This window comes from Roseovarius sp. (genome assembly GCF_030373445.1).
In the GTDB taxonomy this organism is placed as follows: domain Bacteria; phylum Pseudomonadota; class Alphaproteobacteria; order Rhodobacterales; family Rhodobacteraceae; genus Roseovarius.
In genome coordinates this window covers 94,946-116,541 of sequence record NZ_JAUCYU010000011.1, presented here as the reverse complement: position 1 = coordinate 116,541, position 21,596 = coordinate 94,946, and the positions used below count along the sequence as shown (strand labels likewise).

21 protein-coding genes are annotated in these 21,596 nt (G+C 62.7%); 6 read left to right on the top strand and 15 right to left on the bottom strand.

Annotated features, from left to right (window positions below; genetic code table 11):
- Positions 1 to 17: 17 nt before the first annotated feature.
- Both QUV18_RS18570 and QUV18_RS18565 read right to left on the bottom strand, forming a co-directional pair.
- Entirely contained in the window at positions 18 to 722 is a 705-nt protein-coding gene (locus QUV18_RS18570; protein WP_300895589.1) for an ABC transporter ATP-binding protein, read from the bottom strand.
- Entirely contained in the window at positions 715 to 1,479 is a 765-nt protein-coding gene (locus tag QUV18_RS18565; RefSeq protein WP_300895588.1) for an ABC transporter ATP-binding protein, read from the bottom strand. Before QUV18_RS18565 ends, QUV18_RS18570 begins: the two co-directional genes overlap by 8 nt.
- Positions 1,480 to 1,706: 227 nt before the next feature.
- Between QUV18_RS18565 and QUV18_RS18560 the strand changes: the two genes are divergently transcribed.
- Positions 1,707 to 2,477, top strand: a complete 771-nt coding sequence (locus QUV18_RS18560) for an IclR family transcriptional regulator (RefSeq protein ID WP_300895587.1) — start codon at positions 1,707 to 1,709, stop codon at positions 2,475 to 2,477.
- 224 nt (positions 2,478 to 2,701) lie between these two features.
- Here the strand turns inward: QUV18_RS18560 and QUV18_RS18555 are convergent, their stop codons facing one another.
- Positions 2,702 to 3,598, bottom strand: a complete 897-nt coding sequence (locus QUV18_RS18555; protein WP_300895586.1) for a LysR family transcriptional regulator — start codon at positions 3,596 to 3,598, stop codon at positions 2,702 to 2,704.
- Positions 3,599 to 3,697: 99 nt separating this feature from the next.
- Between QUV18_RS18555 and QUV18_RS18550 the strand changes: the two genes are divergently transcribed.
- The 4 genes from QUV18_RS18550 to QUV18_RS18535 are packed head-to-tail and all read left to right on the top strand — an operon-like array spanning position 3,698 to position 6,959.
- The gene (locus QUV18_RS18550; RefSeq protein ID WP_300895585.1) at positions 3,698 to 4,759 is read left to right on the top strand and encodes an SDR family oxidoreductase; all 1,062 of its coding nucleotides are present in this window, start codon (positions 3,698 to 3,700) and stop codon (positions 4,757 to 4,759) included.
- Positions 4,756 to 5,277, top strand: coding sequence for a VOC family protein (locus tag QUV18_RS18545; RefSeq protein ID WP_300895584.1), 522 nt, complete (start codon positions 4,756 to 4,758; stop codon positions 5,275 to 5,277). Before QUV18_RS18550 ends, QUV18_RS18545 begins: the two co-directional genes overlap by 4 nt.
- Before the next feature lies 1 nt (position 5,278).
- Complete coding sequence (locus QUV18_RS18540; protein ID WP_300895583.1) at positions 5,279 to 5,980, top strand: SDR family oxidoreductase; 702 nt, start codon at positions 5,279 to 5,281, stop codon at positions 5,978 to 5,980.
- Positions 5,981 to 6,005: 25 nt separating this feature from the next.
- Positions 6,006 to 6,959 carry an aldo/keto reductase gene (locus QUV18_RS18535; RefSeq protein WP_300895582.1) on the top strand — a complete coding sequence of 318 codons (954 nt, stop codon included), beginning with the start codon at positions 6,006 to 6,008 and terminating at the stop codon, positions 6,957 to 6,959.
- 279 nt (positions 6,960 to 7,238) lie between these two features.
- On the opposite strand, the gene QUV18_RS18530 is transcribed toward QUV18_RS18535, so the two are convergent.
- The 10 genes from QUV18_RS18530 to QUV18_RS18485 form a co-directional block, all read right to left on the bottom strand.
- Complete coding sequence (locus tag QUV18_RS18530; RefSeq protein WP_300895581.1) at positions 7,239 to 7,829, bottom strand: malonic semialdehyde reductase; 591 nt, start codon at positions 7,827 to 7,829, stop codon at positions 7,239 to 7,241.
- A gap of 25 nt (positions 7,830 to 7,854) precedes the next feature.
- A complete protein-coding gene (locus tag QUV18_RS18525) occupies positions 7,855 to 8,373 on the bottom strand; it encodes a flavin reductase family protein (protein WP_300895580.1) in 519 nt (172 codons plus the stop codon).
- Complete coding sequence (locus tag QUV18_RS18520) at positions 8,370 to 9,557, bottom strand: CoA transferase (protein ID WP_300895579.1); 1,188 nt, start codon at positions 9,555 to 9,557, stop codon at positions 8,370 to 8,372. Before QUV18_RS18520 ends, QUV18_RS18525 begins: the two co-directional genes overlap by 4 nt.
- A gap of 3 nt (positions 9,558 to 9,560) precedes the next feature.
- Positions 9,561 to 10,940 (bottom strand): LLM class flavin-dependent oxidoreductase, encoded by a 1,380-nt coding sequence (locus tag QUV18_RS18515; RefSeq protein ID WP_300895578.1) that lies wholly within the window; start codon positions 10,938 to 10,940, stop codon positions 9,561 to 9,563.
- Between the two features lie 30 nt (positions 10,941 to 10,970).
- Complete coding sequence (locus QUV18_RS18510) at positions 10,971 to 12,254, bottom strand: ABC transporter ATP-binding protein (RefSeq protein WP_300895577.1); 1,284 nt, start codon at positions 12,252 to 12,254, stop codon at positions 10,971 to 10,973.
- A complete protein-coding gene (locus QUV18_RS18505; RefSeq protein WP_300895576.1) occupies positions 12,251 to 13,066 on the bottom strand; it encodes an ABC transporter permease in 816 nt (271 codons plus the stop codon). Before QUV18_RS18505 ends, QUV18_RS18510 begins: the two co-directional genes overlap by 4 nt.
- A complete protein-coding gene (locus QUV18_RS18500; RefSeq protein WP_300895575.1) occupies positions 13,063 to 14,049 on the bottom strand; it encodes an ABC transporter permease in 987 nt (328 codons plus the stop codon). The genes QUV18_RS18505 and QUV18_RS18500 overlap by 4 nt, the downstream gene beginning before the upstream one ends.
- Positions 13,989 to 15,095, bottom strand: a complete 1,107-nt coding sequence (locus tag QUV18_RS18495; RefSeq protein ID WP_300895574.1) for an extracellular solute-binding protein — start codon at positions 15,093 to 15,095, stop codon at positions 13,989 to 13,991. The genes QUV18_RS18500 and QUV18_RS18495 overlap by 61 nt, the downstream gene beginning before the upstream one ends.
- A gap of 64 nt (positions 15,096 to 15,159) precedes the next feature.
- Positions 15,160 to 16,002, bottom strand: coding sequence for an enoyl-CoA hydratase/isomerase family protein (locus QUV18_RS18490; protein WP_300895573.1), 843 nt, complete (start codon positions 16,000 to 16,002; stop codon positions 15,160 to 15,162).
- On the bottom strand, positions 15,974 to 17,509 hold the full coding sequence (locus QUV18_RS18485) for an AMP-binding protein (RefSeq protein WP_300895572.1): 1,536 nt from the start codon (positions 17,507 to 17,509) through the stop codon (positions 15,974 to 15,976). The genes QUV18_RS18490 and QUV18_RS18485 overlap by 29 nt, the downstream gene beginning before the upstream one ends.
- Positions 17,510 to 17,716: 207 nt before the next feature.
- Here QUV18_RS18485 and QUV18_RS18480 point away from each other — a divergent pair, with 207 nt between their 5' ends.
- Positions 17,717 to 18,412 (top strand): TetR/AcrR family transcriptional regulator, encoded by a 696-nt coding sequence (locus QUV18_RS18480; RefSeq protein ID WP_300895571.1) that lies wholly within the window; start codon positions 17,717 to 17,719, stop codon positions 18,410 to 18,412.
- A gap of 127 nt (positions 18,413 to 18,539) precedes the next feature.
- Here the strand turns inward: QUV18_RS18480 and QUV18_RS18475 are convergent, their stop codons facing one another.
- Both QUV18_RS18475 and QUV18_RS18470 read right to left on the bottom strand, forming a co-directional pair.
- A complete protein-coding gene (locus QUV18_RS18475; protein ID WP_300895570.1) occupies positions 18,540 to 19,064 on the bottom strand; it encodes a hypothetical protein in 525 nt (174 codons plus the stop codon).
- 415 nt (positions 19,065 to 19,479) lie between these two features.
- On the bottom strand, positions 19,480 to 21,318 hold the full coding sequence (locus QUV18_RS18470) for an FAD-dependent oxidoreductase (protein WP_300895569.1): 1,839 nt from the start codon (positions 21,316 to 21,318) through the stop codon (positions 19,480 to 19,482).
- Between the last annotated feature and the right edge of the window lie 278 nt (positions 21,319 to 21,596).

Here is a 21,596-nt window from a genome sequence, read left to right as displayed (position 1 = left end):
CCCTGGTGAGGCGGCGATCAGACGCCGAGGTGGTTTTGCAGGCTGGCGGCGTGGCTGTCCGCATCGGCCGCGGTGAAGGTTTCGATGATGTGCCCGTGCTCCATGACGCAGGTGCGGTCGGCGACCGCCTGGGCGAAGGCGAGGTTCTGTTCGACCAGGAGCATCGAGTAGCCACGGGTCTTGAGCATCGCCACGACCTCGGCGATGCGCTCGACGATGACCGGGGCCAGCCCCTCGGTCGGCTCGTCCAGGAAGATCGTGCGCCCGCCGGCCCGGAGCACCCGGGCGATGGCCAGCATCTGCTGTTCGCCGCCGGACAGGCGTGTTCCGGGGCTGTTGCGCCGTTCCGCGAGGTTCGGGAAAAGCTCGTAGATTTCCTCGATGGCAAGCCCGCCAGGAGAGATGACCGGGGGCAGGAGCAGGTTTTCCTGTGCTGTCAGCGAGGCGAAGATGCCGCGTTCCTCGGGGACGTAGGCGAGCCCGAGGCGGGCGATGGCGTGGGATTTCTGGCGGATGGTTTCCCTGCCGTGGATCTTTACCGATCCGCTGCGCCGGGGGATGACGCCCATGATGGCGCGCAGGGTCGAGGTCTTGCCCGCCCCGTTGCGGCCGAGGATGGCCAGCGTTTCGCCCTCCTTCAGGTCGAGGGTGACGCCGTGCAGGACGTGGCTTTCGCCATACCAGGCGTGCAGGTCGGTGACGGAGAGGACGGGATCAGGCATGGGCCGTTCCCCCCAGGTAGGCACGGCGGACTTCGGCATCTGCGCGGATCTCGTCATATGTGCCCTCTGCCAGTTTCTCGCCGCGGGCCAGAACGGTGATCCGGTCACTGAGTTCGGCCACGGCCTTGAGGTTGTGTTCGACCATCAGCACGGTCCGGCTTCTGGCGACCCTGCGGACCAGTTCCGTGACGTGGACGACATCCTCGGTGCCCATGCCCGCCATCGGCTCGTCGAGCAGCAGCATGCGGGGTTCGAGCGCGAGGGTCGTCGCGATCTCCAGTGCGCGCTTGCGGCCATAGGGCAGGTCACCGGCGCGGCTGTGGGCGAAGTCGCCAAGCTGCACGTCGAGCAACAGTGCATGGGCCCGTTCGTCGAGCCGGTCGAGGGCCGACCGGGACCGCCACCACGTCATGCCCAGCCCGTTGGGCCGCTGCAGCGCGACGCGGATGTTTTCCAGAACGCTGAGCGCGGGAAAGACCGAGGAGATCTGGAAGGAGCGGACAAGGCCCAGCCTTGCGACACGATGGGTCGCCATCCGGGTGATGTCTTCCCCGTCGAAGCGGATCTGGCCCTCAGTGCAGTCCAGGACACGTGTGAGCAGGTTGAAGACCGTCGTCTTGCCGGCGCCGTTCGGTCCGATCAGCGCATGGACCTGGCCCGCCCGGATATCGAGATCGAGATCCTTCACGGCGTAGAAGCCGCGAAATTCGCGGGTCAGGCCGCGTGCTTGCAGGAAGGCTGTCTGTGACGACGTCAAGGAAAGACGCTCCTTTTCGGGAATTTCCCATTTTTCGAAATGTTCCGTTTTCCGGAACTTTTTCAACTTTACTGAACCTTTATAATTTGCCATGAAGGGGCGTCGTCAAGCTGAAACCGGCGGCGGGGCCGAAAATTCTTAAAGGCCCTGCAAACTGCACGGGTTTTGTGCAGTGTGAACGAATGGACTGGATCGGGTGGTTACCGGTCGGATATCGGAGAACGAAGATGCCCCAGGACAAGGCCAGAACCCCGCCGGTCGACCGGTACTTCATGCTGCTCGAGCTGCTGGCCGGGCGGTCGGATGGTCTTGCGCTTCAGGACCTGGCCGTTCTTGCCGGGCTGCCGAAAGCAAGCCTGCACCGGCAGCTGGCGGTGATGCAGGGGGCCGGGCTGGTCGATCGCGCGGACGGAAGCACCCGGTACACGCTGGGCAGCCGGGCGCGGCGTCTTGCGGTCCTGATGGCCGGAACCGAGTTGATCGAGACGGTCGCCGGCGAGATGCTTCGGACGCTGTGCCGCGAATTCGACGAGACCTGTTACGTGGCGTACCTGGACGGCGAAACCGTGCGTTCGGTTCTCATGGAATCACCGGGCAGCCCGTGGCGAGGCTACGTCCTGCCCGGCCGTTCGATGATGGCCCATGCCAACGCGTCGGCCAAGGCCATCATGGCGCACCAGCCGCCCGAGGTCATAGACGGCATTCTGCAAGGCGACCTTCCCGCGCTGACCCGATTCACGCACACGGACGCCGAACAGGTGCGCGAGGAATTCGAGAGCGTGCGCCGCCAGGGCTTCGCGACCTGTATCGACGAAGTGGAAGAGGGACTGGCCGCTTTCGCGGTTCCTGTCCTTTTCAAGGACGACACGGTGCGCTTCGCGCTGGCAACGGTGGGGCCCAAGGCACGCATTCTCGAGATGATGGACCAGGGCGCGGTCGAGCGCTTTCAATCCGGGGCAGCCGCCATGGCCCGCGCCACGGCAGTGTCACAGCGGTGAGCGGGCGGCCGGGCCAACCGCCCCCTGCCCTGCCTGACCACGGAAGACTTGACTGCGCCGCTCGTCTCGCGGTGGCGATGCGCGTCAGGTTCCCCGCCTTTCCGCGCGATATCGAGAACCTTGGGCAAGAGGATGGCCGCGGTGCGGGTCGGCAATCGCGGTTGAGTGGATGCCGCGCCGCCAACCCGGACCCCGAGCTTTTGACAGGTTGAGGCCGGAGGAAACTAGCTTCTGTCCGCCTGGCTCATCCGCTCAAGCAGGAAATCGACGAAGGCCGTGGCCCGTGTCGAACTGTGCTGACGCGATGGCGCGACGGCGTAAAGGTTGGTCGCCGCGGTCGTGAAATCCTCGAGCGCGGTTTCCAACAGGCCGTTGCGGATATCCCCGGCGATATCGAAGCTGGATTTCTGGACCACGCCCGCCCCCGCGATCGCCCATTGACGAAGCGCCTCGCCGTCGTTCACCTGCCTGTCGCCGCTCACACGGACCCGGATCTCCTCTTCGCCGCGCCGGAATCGCCAAAGCGCATGGCGTTCCCCCGGTTCGCTGAGCATCAGGCAGTTATGCCGCGCGAGATCGTCGGGATGGGTCGGTTTGCCCTGACGCGCCCAGTAGCCGGGAGAGGCACATATGCTCTTGGTGCCTCTCAACAGGAGCCGCGCTTTCAGTTCCGACGCCTGCAGGGGCCCGGTGCGGATCGCGAGATCGAAGCCGCCGTCGATCAGGTCGATCACCCGATCGTGCAGGAAAAGCTCGACGGTCACATTCGGATGTTCGCGCATGAAGAGGTCGACCAGCGGGGCAATACGCTGGCGCCCGAGGTCGTTGGTGCAGGTGATGCGGATGTTGCCCTTGATCCCCTCCCTGTCCGAAAGCCCTGTCATGACCTCGTCGACGTCGGCGAGGATGCGGCGGCTTTCGATCAGGAACCGTTGCCCCTCGTCCGTGAGGGAAAGCCTGCGCGTTGTTCGAAAGACAAGTTGGGCTCCCAGTCGATCCTCGAGTGCGTGAAGGCCGTAACTGATGGTCGAGGGTGCGACGCCCCAATCGCGCGCAACCGCCGACAACGACCCGTTTTCGGCAATCGCGGCGAACATGCGCATTGACTTCAGCGTATCCATTTTTCAATCCAGTCGAATAGTTTTTGCAATATCGTATCAATTTAAATTCTCAGAAAAAAGTTATCTCTATGGCGAGATGCAAGAGCGAGGTTCAGACAGATGACGGACACGAAACAACCGCCCCATGCCCTCGTGGCGGGCGGGCTCGGCGTAATCGGGCGCAACGTGGCAACATACCTGGCCGACACGCTCGGCTGGCAGGTGACCGCCTTGTCGCGCCGCGCCCCGGATTTCGACACCCGCGCCCGCTATCTTTCGGTCGACCTTCTGGATGCCGAAACGACGCGCGGCGAGCTGGAGCGCGCCGGCCCGTTCACGCATGTGTTCTACGCGGCCTACCAGGAACACGATGACCCCGTGCAGCAGGTGGAGACCAACCTGGCCATGCTTCGCAATTGCGTCACGGGGGCGGAGGCAGCGTCTTCCGGCCTCCAGCGTGTCGTGCTTTACGAAGGCGCAAAGTACTACGGAGCGCATCTTGGCGCCTTCCCGACGCCCGCCTGTGAAGACGATCCACGCGTCATGCCACCGATGTTCTACTACGACCAGGAGGATTGGCTGGCCCAGGCCGCGCGGGGAAAGGCGTGGGATGCGGTTTACCTGCGCCCGGACGTGGTGTGCGGATTCGCGATCGGGAACCCGATGAACCTTGCCATGGTGATTGCCGTCTATGCGGCGATCTGCAAGGAGCTCGACCTGCCGCTTCGCTTCCCCGGCACGGCGACGTGTTACGGGAAGCTTGCGCAGGTGACAGATACGGCGCAGCTTGCGCACGGGTCGGTCTGGGCGGCGGAACAGGGCAAGGGCGGCCGGGCCTATAACCTGACCAATGGGGACATATTCCGCTGGTCACGCCTCTGGAAACGGATTGCCGCCCATCTTGACATGAACCCGGGCGAACCGATGCCGATCTCCCTGAGCGAAATGATGGCGGACAAGGCGCCGCTTTGGGAGAAGATCAAGAAACGATACGGGCTTGTGGACGTCCCGTTCGACAAGATCGCCGCATGGGATTTCGGCGATTTCATTTTCCACTCTGACTGGGACGTGATCACGTCCACCACCCGGATCCGGCAGGCCGGTTTCACCCGGACGGTGGACAGCGAGGAGATGTTCCTGCGCCTGATCGACGAATTCAAGGAAAGGAAAGTCATACCATGACCATTCGCGGAATCGAGCATGTCGGCGTCACCGTTCCCGACCACGACGCCGCCGTCGCCTTCTTCAAGGCCGCATTCGACGCCGAACCGATGTATTCTCAGACTGACACCCATGGCGGGCCCTTCCCGGCAGAGGACATCGGCAAGCTCAACGGATTGCGGGCCGGGACCGCGATGGTGAAAGTCAGTGTTCTGCGGCTGCGCAACGGTCCGAACGTGGAGCTTTTCGAGATCGCGCACCCGGCGGGCGACCCGGTGGCGAACATCGCGAACTACGGAATCTCGCATTTCAGCGTGAACACGAGCGACCTGGACGCGACGATCGCGCGGTTCTCTGCCGCCGGTGGCACGCTGTTGTCCGAACCCTACGCGCTTGGGGCGCCCGAGGACGGGCCGGGCAATCGCGGCGTCTTTGGCCGCACGCCGTGGGGGCTGTTGATCGAAATCCAGGCCCTGCCCTCCGAGATGACCTATTTCCCGGACGCCACGGCGCGTCGCTGGATCCCGAAGGAGAGTTAAGATGACGATTGCCAACGCAAACATTCTCGTGGTCGGCGGCTCGTCGGGGATCGGGTTCGGCGTGGCCCGGGCGGCGCTGGATGCCGGTGCGACCGTCACGATCGCTTCCCGATCCGAGGATAGGCTGCAAAGGGCGGCAAAGTCCCTCGGCTGCGGATACGCGGTGCTCGATACCGGCGACACGGACGCGCTGGAGACGTTCTTCGGGGACAACGCGTTCGACCATATCTTCTGCTCGGCGGCGAAAACCTCGGTCGCGCCCGTGCGCGAATTGCCGCTCGAGGATGCCTATGCGAATTTCCAGTCGAAGTTCTGGGGCGCCTATCGGCTCGCCCGAGCGGCCAATATCCGTGACGGCGGCTCGCTGACGTTGATATCCGGCTATCTCTCCGTGCGGCCCAAGCCCGGTGCCGCCATTCAAAGCGCGATCAATGCCGGGCTCGAAGGGCTGGCCCGTGGCCTGGCCCTCGAGCTTGCGCCGATACGCGTGAACTGCATCTCGCCGGGCCTGATCAAGACCGAGATGCTGGACGAGAGCAAGGGCGACAGCCGGCAGGCCATGTTTGACGGCGCCGCCGAGACGCTGCCCGTGGGGCGTGTCGGTACGCCCGAGAACATCGCCACACAGGCGCTGGCACTGATGATGAACCCCTACATGAGCGGCGCGACGATCTTCGTCGATGGTGGCGGTGCGATTGCTTGAACGGAAAGACAGGAAAGGAAATACCATGAACAAGGTCAAAATCGGCACAACCGGGCTGGAGACGGCGCCGATCGTCTTCGGCGGCAACGTATTCGGATGGACCACCGACGAGGCGGAAAGCTTTCGCGTGCTCGACGCGTTCATCGACCTTGGGTTCAACACGATCGACACTGCAGATGTTTACTCGGCCTGGGTCGACGGGCATGTGGGCGGCGAATCCGAGACCATACTCGGCAAGTGGTTCGCCGCGCGGCCGGGGATGCGCGACAGGGTGACACTCTTTACCAAGGTCGGCTCTGACATGGGGGGACCGGGTGAAAAGGGGCTCTCCGAGGCGTGGATCACCAAGGCGGTGGAGAAATCGCTGACGCGGTTGCAGGTCGAGACCATTGACCTCTACTTTTCGCATTGGCCCGACGCAGAGGTAAGCCATGCCGAAACGCTCGGCGCTTACGAAAAGCTTCTGAAAGCCGGCAAGATTCGTGCGATCGGCGCGTCGAACTACGACGCGTCGCAGTTGAAGGCATCCTTGGAGGTATCGAAGGCCGAAGGGCTGCCCGCCTACCAGGTGATCCAGCCGGAATACAACCTCTATGATCGCGGGGCCTTCGAAGGATCGTTGCAGGCATTGTGCAAGGACGCCGATATCGGGGTGGTAACCTACTTCTCTCTTGCGGCGGGTTTCCTGACCGGCAAGTACCGCAGCGCGGACGATCTCAGCGATCGCAAGCGGTCCGGGATGGTAGAGAAATACCTGACCCGACGCGGCATGCGGCTGCTGGACGCGCTGGACGAGGTGGCGTCGGAGCATGGCGTGCAGCCTTCCGAGGTATCGCTTGCATGGATCATGGCGCAGGACGGCGTCACCGCGCCAATCGCCAGCGCCACGAGCGTGGCCCAGGTGGAGAGCTTTGCCAGGGCGGCCGAGCTGAACCTTTCCGACGACGACCTGTCGCGGCTGTCTGCCGCCGGGGACTGAAGCCGTTCGGCTTTCACGGCGCGGTGCCCCCCGAAGGGAATGCCAGAGCGACAAGCTTCCGGCGTTCCCTTCCGATCCGGGCCGCCCGCTGTGAATGGCAGACCGGCCGGGACGGGCCGGCGTGGCGACTTGGCCTGTCCTTACGTCAAGACGCGGCGCCGTCTCGTTGTCTCAGAACCGGCGGGGAGGTGATCCGGTGCCCGCCAGGGGCGCGCGTTCACTCTGCTCGGGCCGCCTGATGCAGCCGGGTGCCGGATGGGGGCGAAGTGGTGCGCCCCCCTATTGAATTCTTGCCGCATCCTCGAATGCCAGCCTGGGCAGCCGGTCATACGTACCGGATGGATCCGCGTAACCGAGGCTGACCACGAAGTTCACGCGGGTCGTGGTTCCGGCGAAGAAAAGCTCGTCGACCATCGCGGCATCGAAGCCGGACATCGGCCCCGCATCAAGGCCGATCGCCCGCGCCGCGAGAATGAGGTAGGCGCCCTGAAGGGTGCTGTTGCGGAACGCGGTCTCATGGGCCATCTCCTTGCTGGAGGTGAACCAGGGGCGTGCATCCACATGCGGGAACAGCTCGGGCAGCTTGTCGTAGAACGCCTCGTCATACCCGATGATCACGGTAACCGGCGCAGCGCGGACCTTCTTGGCATTGCTGCTCGACATGGTGGTGGCGAGCCGGTCACGCGCCTCGGCCGACTTCAGGAACCGGAACCGGGCGGGGCAGCAATTGGCAGATGTCGGCCCCATGCGGACGAGGTCGTAGAGGCGGTGTATCTGGTCTTCGGTGACGTCTTTCCCGGCCCAGGCATTTGCCGTGCGCGCGGTGAGAAAGAGGGTGGCCAGGGCCGTGTCGTCGAGTGCTGTAGACATGTCAACTTTCGTGGTTTCTTCGGGGTCAGGGCTGATCCGGCGCAAGTATACGGAACCTGGATCGGTGGAAGATCAGGGGTTCGGCCTCGGGGTCGATCCAGGCACTGCGAACGGAAAACAGGACGAGCTGATGATCACCGGCCTCGTGTTCGGCATAGATCGATCCCTGCATCCAGACACAGCTGTTTCGGACGAACAGGCACCCGTCCGAGACCTGGCGTACTTCCTCGTCGACCACGCGCTTCTCGGACGGGCGGGAGGCCATCTCGCGGCAGAGCTGCCCCTGGTTCCTGGCGAAGATCGATATGCCGATACTGGGGGCAGACCGCAGTGCCGGCCATGTGCCGGAGTTCTTCTGAACGGCAAAGAGCGCCAGCGGGGGATCCATCGATATACCGGTCATGAAGGAGGAGGCCACCAGCAGGGATCTGTGGCCGGGCGTGCTTGCCCCGATCGCCACGACGCCCGAGGCATGCGAGGCGAATACCGTTCTCAGCCCCTCTGCATCGAGAAGCACGTCCGGGGTCTTTGGTACGTAACTCATGAAAGGCTCCCTTGGGAATGCGAGGCGTGGAAACGGGCGCGGAGCGTTTTGCCGTGGGCGTTCGACGCCGGCGCGGGCGTGGCGGGCCTGACGTCATATCCCGACAGCCGCAAGGGGGCGCCGACCAGGGGGTAACTGCCATGCCCGGTATGGGTCACCTCGGTGAAGTACCCCCCCTGCTGGATGTCCGGGGATTGCCACATCTGCAGCGGAGAAAGGACCCGCCCGCAGGGAACGCGGGCCTCGTCAAGCCGGCGCAGGGCCTCTTCCGTTGTCAGGGTGCGGACCCATTCGGCGGTGATCAGGCTCAGTTCCCGTCCCGCCCGGCCACGGCCGAAGTCGGTCAGGAACCTCGGGTCGGTTTCAAGGTCGGGGCGGCCCACCAGCCTTGTCCAGCGCCTGAAGATCGGCGTTCCCACCACCTGCACCACGATCAGGCCATCGCTGGTCTCGAACACGTCCGAGGGGCCGGCAACCGTGCTTCTGTTGCCCGTACGCGCACGGTCTTCGCCGTTCTCGATGTCTTCCAGAAGTGTCGCGTTCACCATGGACAGCGCAGAGGCGAGCAGCGATGCCTCGACGATACCGCCCACTCCGGTCCGGTCGCGCCGGAACAGGGCGGAGGCCACGCCGTACGCCAGTGCCTGGGCGGTCGCGTAGTCCACGTAGGTCACTTGAGACCGCATCGGCCGATCCGGAGTGCCCGACAGGTGGATGGCGCCGGAAACGGCCTGCGCGACACCATCGAACCCGGTGCGGTCTGCAAGCGGCCCTTCGCTGCCGAATGCGCTGATACATCCCAGGACGATGTCCGGCTTGACCTTGCACAGCGCCTCGTATCCCACGCCCAGCCTGTTCAGGGCCGTCAGCGGCAAGTTCGCGATCACCACATCGCTCTGCGCCAGCATGACATCGAAGAAGGCACGGTCGGACGGGTCTTGCAGGTCCAGTTCGATGGATTTCTTGCCGCGGTTGTTGACGAGGTACGCCTTGCCGTCCTGCTCGGGCGTGCGGGACATCAACTCGCGATCCTCGCTGCCGTTGGGCTTGTCGATCCGGATGACTTCCGCCCCCAGGTCGGCCAGCAGCGCCCCGCAGGCCGGGCCGGCAATGAACCGGCCCAGATCAAGCACCGTGATGCCGTTCAAGGGCGCCATGTCCTGATCGCCGTCGGGCTGCGCCATCACTCAGACCCGGGCCAGCGCGTCTTGGGCCGATGCCTTGGCCCAGGGGACGACGGGCAGACCGAGGTTCTCGCGAAGCGTGCCCCCGGTATACTCCTTGCGCAGGATGCCGCGCCGCTGCAGCTCGGGCGTGACCATGGTCACGAAATCCTCGATCGCCCCCGGCGTGAAGGGAGGCAGGAAGATGAACCCGTCGGCGGCTTTCGAATTGAGCCACTCTTCCATCATGTCCGCAAGCTGGACCGGCGTGCAGGCCATTCCGAGGTGCCAGTACCCCTCTGCGATGGCTTCGTAGAGCTGCCGGACCGTAAGACGTTCGTCGCGGATACGCCGTATCAGTTTCGCCTTGGAGGAGTTGTGTTCCTGGAAATCGACGTAGTCGGACCCCTTTTCGATTTCGGCCATCGGGATGGGCTCGTCGAGCGGCAGGTGCGAAAGGTCGCCGAAAATCGGGAGGATGTACCCAAGCCCGGCCTTGGGGTCGATCAGGTCGTGCATCTGGCGCTGCTTGTCGCGGGCCTCCTGTTCGGTCGCGCCGATAAAGGCCATCACGCCCGGCATGATGCGCAGGCTGTCCTCGGCCCGGCCCTGCTTGCGCACCCGTTCCTTGACGCTGGCATAATACGCCTGTGCGCTTTCGAGATCGGGCTGTGCGGCGTAGAGAACATCGGCGTATTCCGCGGCGAATTGCTGGGATTTCGGGCTGTCGCCCGCCGTCACGAACAACGGATAACCCTGCGGAGGGCGCGCCACGTCCAGCGGGCCGCGTACCGAGAAGTTGTCGCCGCGGTGCTCGGCGAGGTTCATCTTTTCGAGATCCATGTAGATCCCGGAGGCCTTGTCGCGGGGAAAGGCGTCTGGCGCCCAGCTGTCCCACATCTTCTTGGCGACGGCGATGAATTCTACCGCACGATCGTGGCGGTACTTGGCATCGGGCAGGGTGTCGTACCCGAAGTTCCGCGCCTCGTCCGGCGAGAAGGAGGTGACGATGTTCCACCCCGCGCGGCCCTTGCTGATATGGTCGATCGTGGCGAATTTCCGGGCCACGTCGAACGGATGGTTATAGGTGGTCGAGGCGGTCGCGACCAGGCCGACATTCCTGGTCACCGCCCCAAGGGCGGCCAGCAGCGTCAGCGGCTCGTGTTTCACGATATGGTGCAGGCGCTCGCGGGCAAGAAGATGGTTGTCCAGATCGCGCGTGGCGGCGACGTCGGCAAAGAAGACCATGTCGAACATGCCCTGTTCTGCAAGCTGGACCGCTTCGGCCAGGTGAGAGAACTGCATGTTGCCGCCTGCCGGAACGTCAGGGTGGCGCCAGCAGGCGTTGTGATAACCCAGGTTTCCGAGAGACAGGGCGAGGCTTAGCTGTTTTTTTGCGGACATTGGGGGAACTCCGTTATGGGCAGGGTTACTTCAGTCGGCGGCGGCCAGCACGGGACGCCCACGGCGAAAACCGCAGGACACGCGCGTGCCCGGCGCGAGATTCATGTCACCGGAGACCAGGGTCTTCAGGGTCCATCCACCGTCGCTCTCGATATGCATTTGCCGGAAGGGACCGAGGAACGTGACGTCCCGTACCGTGGCAGGGAGGATGTCGCCGGAGCACTCGGCCGGCGTTTCGCCCTCGGCGACGACGACGCAATCCTCGGGCCGGACCAGCATGACCAGGTCGTCCCTGGTGCCTTCAACCGCCTTTCGCACGGGGCTTTCGACGCCGCAGGTGGTTCTGGCCCATGTCTGACCGTCTTTCTCGAATACCTTTTCGAGGGCGCGGGCGTTCGCGTCGCCAAGGAACTGGGCCGACCACAATGTCGGGGGATTGGAATAGAGCTCGACCGGCCCCTTGTCTGCCACGACATGGCCCTCCCGCAGGATCAGGACGCGGTCGGACAGCGACATCGCCTCTTCCTGATCATGGGTCACGTAGAGCGTCGGAACCTTCGTTTCCTGCTGAATGCGCCGGATTTCTTCCTGCAGGGTCTGACGCAGTCGACGATCGAGCGCGCCGAGCGGTTCATCCATCAGCAGAAGCGCCGGTTCGAATACGAGCGCCCTGGCCAGCGCGACACGCTGTGCCTGGCCGCCCGAAATCTCGGCCGGGAAGCGATGGGCCTGGTTTTCCAGCCCCACGAGTTCCAGGAAATGGGTGACCATGTCCTTCTTCTCCGAGGCAGGGATGCCCCGAACCTTGAGCGGAAAGGCGACATTGTCGAAGACGGACTTGTTGGGGAACAGCGTGTAGCGCTGAAAAACCATGCCGATGTTGCGCGCGTTCGCCGCCGTATCGGTGATGTCCACGCCCCGGGCAATGACCTGTCCCCCGCTCGGGGCGGTGATGCCGGCCGCAATCGAGAGAATGGTCGATTTGCCGGAGCCCGACGGCCCCAGCAGCGTGACGAACTCGTGGGCGCCGACCGTCATGTCCGTCGGATGAAGGACGCGCAGCGACCCGTAATCCTTGGTGACAGCGCGCATTTCAAGTGCATTCTGGCCGGCTGGCGCGTTGTCCTGGGAGGTCGAAGCCGCGTCTTGCCGAGTGGTTTTCATGTTGAATTGCTTACCCATGTTTCGTGCTCGACCTCTCGGTTGACGTGAATGGAAATGCTCCTGCCCGGTCCGAGCCTCCGGATGCGCCAATCCGGATTCCGCCACCGTGGGGATCCCGGTGGTCGCAGTGCCATGCCGGGTGTCCGTCATTGCCCTGCCCCCTGCCGCCTGGCCGCGGAATACTTTCGGCCCACGATGTTCAGGATGATCATGAGCAGGCCGATCAGGGCGGTGACGCCGATCAGCATCGTGGCAATGGCGGTGACGGCCGGGTCGATCATCTCGGTCAGGAAGGAGAACATCCGGCTGGGCAGCGTCGGCACCACGATCGGGCCGACGAAGATGGCCAGGGTGACTTCGTCCCAGGACGTTATGAAGGCAATCAGGAAGGCTGCGACGATGCTGATGCCGAGATTGGGCAGGACGATCTCCCGGAGTATCCGGGGCCATCTGGCACCGAGGGAATCCGCCGCCGTCCAGAGCAGCGGGTCCAGCGAGTCCGCGGCGTTGAGAAATATGACCATCGTCAGGGGAACCGCCAGGCAGGCATGCCCCAGGATCAGCGATGTCGGAGAGCCAAGCAGGCCGAGCGGCAGCAGAAGCGAGAACAGGCCCGTCGCGATCACCACGTTCGGGGCCACCAGCGGCATCATCAGCACGATGCGCAACGGCACCCCGATCCGGCCGAGTCGCATGTGGACAAGCCCGACGAGCAGGCCGGCAACGGTCGCCAGTCCTGCTGCCCAGATCGCGATCCAAAGCGACAGCTTGGCCGAGTCGAGCCAGCGATCATCCCCGAGCACGGTTTCGTACCAGCGAAGGGACAGACGCTCGGGCGGGAAATGCAGCGTATCGGTGTCTCCGAAGCTGATCGGCACCATGATGATGATCGGGAACAGCAGGAACGCGATGAGCAGGCAGCAATAGACCCAGCCGAGGATATTCAGGTGGCGCGACTTCATTTGGCAAGTTCCCTGGTGGCCTTCCGGAACGACCCGCCGGTCATCAGCACTGCGATGCCGGACACCAGGATGAGGCTGAGGGTCAGGAGGATCCCGGTGGCGGCGGGAAGACCGCTGTCGTAGCGGGTGGAAAGATCTGATTTCATCTGCATGCCGATCATTGTTTCCCCCGGTCCACCGAGCAGCGCGGGGGCGACGAAAAAGGCACTGGAAAGAACGAAAACGATCAAGGCCGTCATGATGAAGGAGAGCCTGATCTGGGGCCAGTAGGCTTCACGGAAGATCAGCCCGGCTTTTGCCCCGAGGGTGCTGGCGGCGATGATGATTTCCCAGTCGACCCGCCGCATCGCCGCCACGAGCAGAATGCAGGCGTGCGGGATCATGAAATGGACCATTGAGATCACGACGGCACCGCGCGTGTAGAGCATCGAGATCGGGGCATCGGTCAGGCCGATGAAGCGGAGGAGATCGTTCAGCGGTCCGAGCCTGCCGAGGACCACCTGCCAGGCGAACATCTTGACCAGGACCGAGATCCACAGCGAAGCCACGATCAGGGCAAGCAACACGCCCGAGGTTCGGCTGGATTGCCGGGCGATGAAGGCGGCGGCCGGCGCGGCCAGGAGCAGGGCGAAAAACGTGACGATCCCCGCGATCACGAAGGTGTTCTTCAGAACAATCGGATAGGGCGATTGGGTCAGCACCGTCCGGAATGCCTCCAGCGACCAGCCATCGTCGAACCCGACCGATTCCCCCAGGGCCATGAGCAGGGGCACGAAGACGATCAGGACAGTAAGAACGACGGCGGGCGCGAGAAGCAGATACCGCAGGGCCTTCACCTGTCCACTGCTCGCGCGCCGCCTGAAGAGCCGGCCCGATATCGACGGGCCGGCCTTCTTGGAGGCGTAGGTGTCTGCCCCCTGGGTCACTGGGCGACCACCCAGGCGTCCCAGCGCCCCTGCACTTCCGAGATATTCTCGGCCCACCACTTGCCGTCCACGACGGAAGCCTGCGCCACGTGCTCGGGTGCGGTCGGAAGCGTTTCGAGCACTTCGGGCGTCAGGAATTCGGCGACCCTGGCGTTGCCACCGGTATAGCCGGTGATCTCGGCCAGCTTGGCCTGTTGCTCGGGCCGTTGCATGAAATACATCAGCGCTTCGGCGTTGCGGGCATTTGGCGCCCCCTCGAGAATGAAGGTCCAGGAACTGTGCAACAAGGCGCCTTCCCAGGAAATTCCGACATCCTTGCCATCCTTCATCGCCGTGATGACCCGGCCGTTCCATGTCGTACCGGCGACGAATTCCCCTGAGGCCGTGCCCTGAATGGGCTGTTCCGCCGAAGACCAGAAGGCACGGATGCTGGGCTTCAGCTCGTCCATCTTGGCGAATGCGCGATCGAGATCGAGAGGATACAGTTCGTCTGCGGGCACACCGTCCGCCAGCAGGGCAATCGCCAGACTCATCGGACTGTTCTGCATCATCCGGGGGCCGGGAAACGTTTCCGTATCCCAGAAATCGGCCCAGCCTTCCATTTCGACCTCACCGACCGTGGAGTAGACCATCACGTCCGAATAGGGTGCGGCCCACGCGCCGTACTCGCTGATCGCGCCTTCGGACATCTCGTCTTCGATTTCCGTCCAGAAGCCGTCCGGCAGCTTGTGGAAAAGGCCTTTCTCGACCCCCAGCGGATATTCCTGGTCGGTCAGGGTTGCCGCGATGTCCCAGGGGACGTTGCCGGATTCGACGAATTGCTCGAGCTGGGCGAAATTCCGGGTGCCGGTGGTGTGGACGACCTCCACGCCGCATTCCTCGGTGAAGGGTTCGAAATACGCCTCTTCGATGGCGCGGCCGTATGACCCGCCGCTCGAAAAGAAGTAGACCTGCCCCTCGATGGGGTCCCCGTCGGGGTGACAGCTTTGGGCCGCGGCGATGGCAGGAAGTGAACCGGCGAGAACGAGCCCGACCCCCAGTCTTCGGCCCGCGCGCAGCACGCCTGTTGCATGACGTCGTGATTTTCCTTCGTAGTTGGTCATCTTGATCTCCATGTTGGTTCGCCGGTCGAGCCGGGCTGGGGTGATGGCAATCGAATTGCTCTGGTTATTTTGTTGAATAGGCGAACTTCATATCCCCGATGCTCTCTCCGCCATGGGTGGCGAGCCCGAGGCGTTGCATTCGGTACATGTGCTTGGTGAAGGCCAGCGCGTCGGTCTTGGAAAGATCGAGCGACCGGTAAAAGACCTCCATTTCTATGCGCACCGCTTCTGGCGGATGCACGGCAATCATCGCGGCGATCTGACGGGCGCGCGTCAGGAGATCCTCCTTGTCGACGATCTCGTTGATCAGGCTGTGTTTCAGTGCATCTTCGGCGGACAAGGGCTCGCCGGTGAGCAGCATCCACATTGCAACCGGGGGCGGAAGAAACCGGCCAAGGCGGGTATTTCCGCCGACACCGGCCATACCGTAGTTAATCTCCGGCGCGCCGAACTGGGCATCCGGCGAGGCGATCCGGATGTCCGTGAGGTGCATGAGGTAGATGAAGCCCTGCCCCAGGCACCAGCCGTTGACCGCCCCGATGATCGGCTTGTACCGCTCGACCATCACCAGGTCGCGTGCCCACGTGAAATTCTCCGGCGTCTCACCCTCGTTGCGGTGCGGCCAAAGGTGATCTGCCAGCTCTTCCTGACGGTTCAGGGATTTCTTGTAGGGCGTCTTGATGTCATCGCCGGCGCAGAAGGCGCGGTCGCCCGCGCCGGTCAGGATTCCGCAACGGATCTGGTCATCCGCAAGAAACTCCTGCATGGCATGGAAGAATTGCTTGTGCATCGATGGCGTAAGAGGATTTACCGGCGGGTTGTCGAAGGTGAAGATTCCGATTGCGCCGTCACGTTCATATTTCACTGTCATGCTTACTCTATCGCCAGGTTTGATCGACGCGGTCATAGGAGTTGACACGCAGATCCGGGGTTGAATTGATGAGGTCCTGTTTCGCGATCTTGTCCGAGACCGTCTTGGGAAGAGCTTCGCGAAGCTCCACGAAACGCGGGATCTTGAAAGGGGCGAGTTCCCGTTGGCAGTGCTCGAAGTATCGCCCGAGGAAGGCGTCGCGATCATCGGGCATCTGCTCGGGCACGAGGTAGATCTTCACCTCCTGGCCGCGGGCTTCATCGGGCACGGGAACCGCGGCTGCCTCGCGGACACCTGCGAAGCCGACGGATACGACCTCGACCTCGCGGGCGGCGATGTTCTCGCTCGACCTGCGGATCATGTCCTTGAGGCGGCCGGTGATGTAGAAGAGCCCCGCCTCGTCCCGGCAGAACAGGTCGCCCGTGCGGAACCAACCGCCGTCTCCGAAGCTTTGGGCGTTGGCGTCCGGCCTTTGCCAGTAGCCTTGCATGATGGATCGGCCACGGACCCACAGCTCGCCTTCCTGGCCCACGGGAACCTCGTTTCCCTCCGGGTCCCTTATCGACAGTTCCCGGAAGGGCGAGGCAATGCCGCAGCTTCCCGACCCGATGATGTTCTCCAGTTCAAACGGCGAGATGATCGCCGATCCGATCTCGGTCATCCCGTAGCCGTCGCGCGCCCTGATGCCGAAACGCTTTTCGACATCGGCGTGCATGTGACCCGGCACACCGTAAATGACCACGTCGCGCAACGGGTTGTCCGCATCGTCCGGCCTGGGGGGTTCCTTGGCCAGCAGCTCCGGAAAGCTGCAGAAACCGATGTCGTATTCCCGAACCCACCCCATGAATCGCGAGATCGAGGGCCCCGGGGCGACGACAAGCGTGCCGCCGAGGCGGACGGACATGGCAAGTGTCCATTGAGGATCCATGTAGAAGAAGGGCTGCGCCACCAGGACATTCTGTTTCTGGAAGTTCAGCCGGGCCGCCACGACAGCGCTGAGAACCAGCCAGTAGTCGTGTGACAGCATGCAACCCTTGGGAAATCCCGTCGTGCCGGATGTATATTGTATGTTCAGCAGAGCGTCCGCGTCGACATCCGGCAACTCGACCGGGTCGGCCTCGGCAATGTCCGCCCAGCCTTTCGTGCCGGGAACCTCGCCGTCGACAACGATGATCCTGTCGGGGCTTATGAGGTCGGCCGTTTCGGCGTTCGTCATGAAGGCCCGCGCCATTTCGGCCGTGGTGACGAGGAGGTTCGCCCCGCTGTCGTTGATCACGTAGGCCACTTCCCGCGGCGAATAGCGGTAGTTGACCGGAACCATGACCGCGCCCAGCCGGCCGATCCCGATCCAGGACAAGGGAAATTCGGGAACGTTGGGAAGCTGAACGGCCACGCGATCCATCGAACCGACGCCCAGCAAAGAGAGCCCCGCCGCGACCTGCCGCGTGGCCCGGGACAGGTCCGCGTAGCTGATCTCGTGGCGGCTCTCGATGAAATGCCACGCCTTGGCCTCCGGAATGCGGCTGGCGGCATCATCGATCAAGCCGTGAACACTGCCATGCATCCGGCAGTTCAGAGCCCTCTCGTAAAAGTCCGATATTTGATTGAAGTGCTTCACTTGAAAGCTTTCTCCTGCGTATTGTCAGACCGAATCAAACAGGCCATACCCGTTAAAACAAAAAGTGACGTCAGTTTCATATTTGAGCTTCGCGGTTTTGCCCTTGTCAAGAATAAGTGGAGGATACCGAGAGTGAGCACTGAGGGAGTGAATGAAAAATCAGCCAACGGCTTCAATTTTGTAGACCACTTGAAGTCAAAGCTTAAAAATTCATCCGGTTTGCGAAAGGGAGAAAGGACGCGCGCCACCCTCGAGATCGCCACGGCGAAGATTCTCTCTGAGAGCGGGTATCACGACCTGAGGGTCACCGATATCTGTTCGGAAGCCGGGGTCGCCAACGGGACGTTCTACCGGTACTGGAAAGACACCGAAGCCGCGACATTCGACACCTTGACGCTTTTCATGGCCACGATACGGCAAAAGCGCCCGCGTTTTGTCGAGCAGGTGCCGCTGTATTCCCGCCTGAGTGTCGGGCACCTCTATTACATCAGCATATACTTCGAGAACCCCGGGTTGATGCGTTGCCATTTTCAACTGGTCGATCAACTACCGAAGTTTGCCGAGATGGACCTGGCCCAGAATATCCGGATCGCCAGACGGATTGTCGCCGCCTTCGAGAACGAAGGGTTGATCGGAACCTGGCCCGCCACCGCGGACGAGCGAATGGCGACAGCCTTGTCCTGCATTGCCTCCGTTGACGGATGTTTGCGCATGATAAGCGCCTATCCGGACAAGCTGGGCTATGGGCATGAAATGCTGGCGAACACGTTCACGAACGTATGGTTCCGATCCTTCACCGGCCGCGACGGGCAGGCCTCGGAAGGGTGAACATGCGTCGGAGCCTGCCGGCGCCCTGCCCGGTCTGCACGCACGCAAACTGTGCCGTTGCTTTTCAACGCGCCGTGGTCACGAGGTCGGGATGATCGTGAGCATTCCCGACATGATCAGGCAGGACTTACCGGACAGCGCCTTTCTGTTGGGTTGCCGATTGGAGCGACCGGGACGTCACGCTGCGACTGCGTTGCAAGCTGGCAGAAAGCTCGACGGCGCCCCGTTCCTTGTGCCGGTGCCGGTACATATGCCGGGCGAAGAGAGCGAGCACCGGCGTTGTCAGGCCGGCATCGATGCTGATCCGGTCGGTCCAAACGGAGCCATCGTTCCCCGGCAGAATTTCAATCGTATGCAGCCAGTGGCGGATACCCTTGCCCCATTCGCTGGTTTCTATGACCATGGTGCGGGGGCAGACCTCGTCGATGCGGATATGGTAGTCGTATGACTTGGCAAAGCCCAAGGCCGTGACGTTCGTGACGTATGTCTTGCCGGGCTGCATCAATTCGGACGGAAGGCCATCGTAGACGGTAACCGGGTGCGAGACTTCCATCATGTCGGCAAAGCTTCTGGCCTTTTCGAACAGCGCTTCGGTCGAGTCCGTGTAAGTTGCCTTAACCACCAGGTCGAGACCCGTATTCAACGTAATCACTATGCTTCTCCATGCCAGTTCGGGGGGCGTGAACCTCGGGCGATGCCCGACATCCCGCTTGCGTTCACGGGCGTTAATGGAGGCCTAATCTTGCGGCATTAAGGCGGTAATGAGGCTTCTCTGAGATGGCTGTCGCATCTCGACAATTGCCGGGCAGAGCGGCGGTCGGTCAGGCTATCGCCGTAGGGTCGCTGGCTGAACCCGCGAGGGTGACGGTCCCCACGTCATGGGGCCCGCTGCATTGCAATGACGGGGAGGATAAAGTAGCTTGCCCCCACTCTGCGCATCTCAAGCAATCGGGCGATCATGGATCCTAACGGGAAACAGGTAATAGCGACCGTCATAATCATCCCGATTATTGTCGTCATCCTGCTCGCGTTTTGATGTTGCGAGGCTTGCGGCTCGACCGGCGGGATCAATCGACGAGATGCAATCTTTCCTCGTTGCCTGTCGCGTGGAGGCCCGCAAGGTAGCCCTGTACGAGGCAGGACCCGATCGAGAGGCCATGCGCAGGGTAGTGTCCGTTCAGGAAACTGGCTGCACAGGTTCCGACCGCGTACAGGTTCCGCCATGGCTGGCCGTCGCGGTTCAGGACCAGGGAGTCCTTGTCGCACGAAATGCCGCCGTGCGTGGTAAACGCCGAAAGGGAATAGACGCAAAGGTACAGCCGTTCGCCGGTCAGCGGCTGCATGGTTCGGGAGGGTGAGCTGTGATCGCGGTCCGGCCTGGGGTAGCCGAGCACATCATAGGCGTTTTCACCGCGCCCGAAATCCGGATCGTGCCCCTTGGCGGCATAGCCGTTGAAAACGTCCAGGGTTTGGCCCGCCGTCTCTGCGAAGTCGTCCGACAATCTGAAGTCGACCCCTTCCCTCTCGAACAGGGCATCGGCTTTCTGTTGCAACTCGGCAAAACTGTCGCCTTCAAGGACGAGTGACCTGTCGAAGGGCAGCCCGATGCCGAACCCCCATGCGCGGTCAACGAACCTGCGGTCGCCGATGAGAAACAGGAATTCCCTGTCGGGGTCGCCCAGTTGGCACGAGGCGCGATCGTGGTAGTTGAGCTTCTCATTCACAACCCGGCGCCCGTGTCGGTCGACGATGAAAAAGCTGTCGCCGTAAATGAAGAAGACGGGCTCGTTCGACAGGCCTTTTCCTTGCTGCGCCAGTTGAAAGATGCTCTGCGCCAGCAATGGCTTGTGTGCCCGGTCGAGCGAGACATCCATGTCGTCGAAGATCCGGAAGGTATCGCCTGTGCTGGTGGGCGCGACGCAGGTGGACCGGACCGGCTTGTATGGCCCTTCCTCCTGTTCGACCGTCAATTGCGACATGCACCCGTTCGAGAATATGACCGCGTCGTTGACCCTGCACCGTATCGTGCCGGACGTCTTGGTGGACTTCAAAAGGAGCGCATCGGCCCGCTCGTCCGAGGTTTCGACGGCCACGCATTCATGTTCGAGCAGGATTTGCACCCCTGCCCCTTCCAGGTGGCGGCGGAAACGTTCCACGAGAATGAGGCCGTGGCCCATCCCCCAGAATTTCGTGGGCAGTTTCTTCAGCTGATCACCCACCGAGGACAAGCTTCCGAGGGAGCGCAAGTTCCGGAAGATATGGCGCCCGTGCTTCTTCAATCCGGTCCGGAAATACTGGCCGGTGATGCGACGGTCGAACGCGGCCCAGACATGTTTGCCGTAAGGCACCCGGTTGTAGGGATTGTTCCAGCAATAATCCCAGGATTGCCGTGCGGCCAGGCGGATGTCATGCGGAGCATCGGGCCGGTCCTTGTGTTCGAGGGCGTCGCGGGCAATCGCCTTGGAATCGGCCTTGGAAAAGAAGAAGCTCTTGAAGATCTGGTCCAGTTGCGTGAATTTCTGAACGCCGGAGCGGTCGAGGTCGCGGATGACCTTTTCACCCGAGGCGAGGTAGGTCTCCAACCGCGTATAGGCGTGCTGTCCGACACCGTGATAATCCGACCCTTCCGAGAACGCGGGCCAGCATTCGCTCAGGATGAACCGCATTTCATCATCTAGATCGTGCTGGATACCCTTGGCTTTCGCCAAATGGTTGTTGGGTATCCAGATGCTGCCATTCGCCTGGCGCGCGGTGCCGCCCAGCACGGCCGAACGTTCCACCAGCACCACGCGCTTGCCCGACCAGGCCGCCGCAGTCGCCGCGCTCAAACCGGCCACGCCACCGCCTATGACCACGACGTCGGCGTCCATCTGTCGGGCGGTATCCTCGTATTCGTCGGTGTTCATTGGTCGCGCGCCTGCCCGTCATTATCCTGGAGAATTGCCCTGAGCCCAGTGTTATATCAATGGCGCAGGCCCGTATACCAAGATGGCACGCTGTGAGAGCGATAAGCTTGCGATCTTCGTCGCCACGCCCAACACGTGATCCTGCACCGCCCGACGTGACATCGCGGAGGTTTTTGCGTTCCCGACCACGGTCCCATCCGCGCATGGCGAGAAAAATGGAAGCCAGGCGCCCGGGTTGACTAAGTGTTGCCTCATAATCGGTGTATGATCCGGGAACC

Bases quoted from the DNA above. Each gene is read 5' to 3' on its own strand.
- QUV18_RS18470 (WP_300895569.1), bottom strand. From the start codon at position 21,318: ATGAACACCGACGAATACGAGGATACCGCCCGACAGATGGACGCCGAC.
- QUV18_RS18550 (WP_300895585.1), top strand. From the start codon at position 3,698: ATGACGGACACGAAACAACCGCCCCATGCCCTCGTGGCGGGCGGGCTC.
- QUV18_RS18510 (WP_300895577.1), bottom strand. From the start codon at position 12,254: ATGACGGACACCCGGCATGGCACTGCGACCACCGGGATCCCCACGGTG.
- QUV18_RS18560 (WP_300895587.1), top strand. From the start codon at position 1,707: ATGCCCCAGGACAAGGCCAGAACCCCGCCGGTCGACCGGTACTTCATG.
- QUV18_RS18535 (WP_300895582.1), top strand. From the start codon at position 6,006: ATGAACAAGGTCAAAATCGGCACAACCGGGCTGGAGACGGCGCCGATC.
- QUV18_RS18545 (WP_300895584.1), top strand. From the start codon at position 4,756: ATGACCATTCGCGGAATCGAGCATGTCGGCGTCACCGTTCCCGACCAC.
- QUV18_RS18495 (WP_300895574.1), bottom strand. From the start codon at position 15,095: ATGACCAACTACGAAGGAAAATCACGACGTCATGCAACAGGCGTGCTG.
- QUV18_RS18540 (WP_300895583.1), top strand. From the start codon at position 5,279: ATGACGATTGCCAACGCAAACATTCTCGTGGTCGGCGGCTCGTCGGGG.
- QUV18_RS18490 (WP_300895573.1), bottom strand. From the start codon at position 16,002: ATGACCGCGTCGATCAAACCTGGCGATAGAGTAAGCATGACAGTGAAA.
- QUV18_RS18530 (WP_300895581.1), bottom strand. From the start codon at position 7,829: ATGTCTACAGCACTCGACGACACGGCCCTGGCCACCCTCTTTCTCACC.
- QUV18_RS18570 (WP_300895589.1), bottom strand. From the start codon at position 722: ATGCCTGATCCCGTCCTCTCCGTCACCGACCTGCACGCCTGGTATGGC.
- QUV18_RS18515 (WP_300895578.1), bottom strand. From the start codon at position 10,940: ATGTCCGCAAAAAAACAGCTAAGCCTCGCCCTGTCTCTCGGAAACCTG.
- QUV18_RS18525 (WP_300895580.1), bottom strand. From the start codon at position 8,373: ATGAGTTACGTACCAAAGACCCCGGACGTGCTTCTCGATGCAGAGGGG.
- QUV18_RS18555 (WP_300895586.1), bottom strand. From the start codon at position 3,598: ATGGATACGCTGAAGTCAATGCGCATGTTCGCCGCGATTGCCGAAAAC.
- QUV18_RS18520 (WP_300895579.1), bottom strand. From the start codon at position 9,557: ATGGCGCAGCCCGACGGCGATCAGGACATGGCGCCCTTGAACGGCATC.
- QUV18_RS18505 (WP_300895576.1), bottom strand. From the start codon at position 13,066: ATGAAGTCGCGCCACCTGAATATCCTCGGCTGGGTCTATTGCTGCCTG.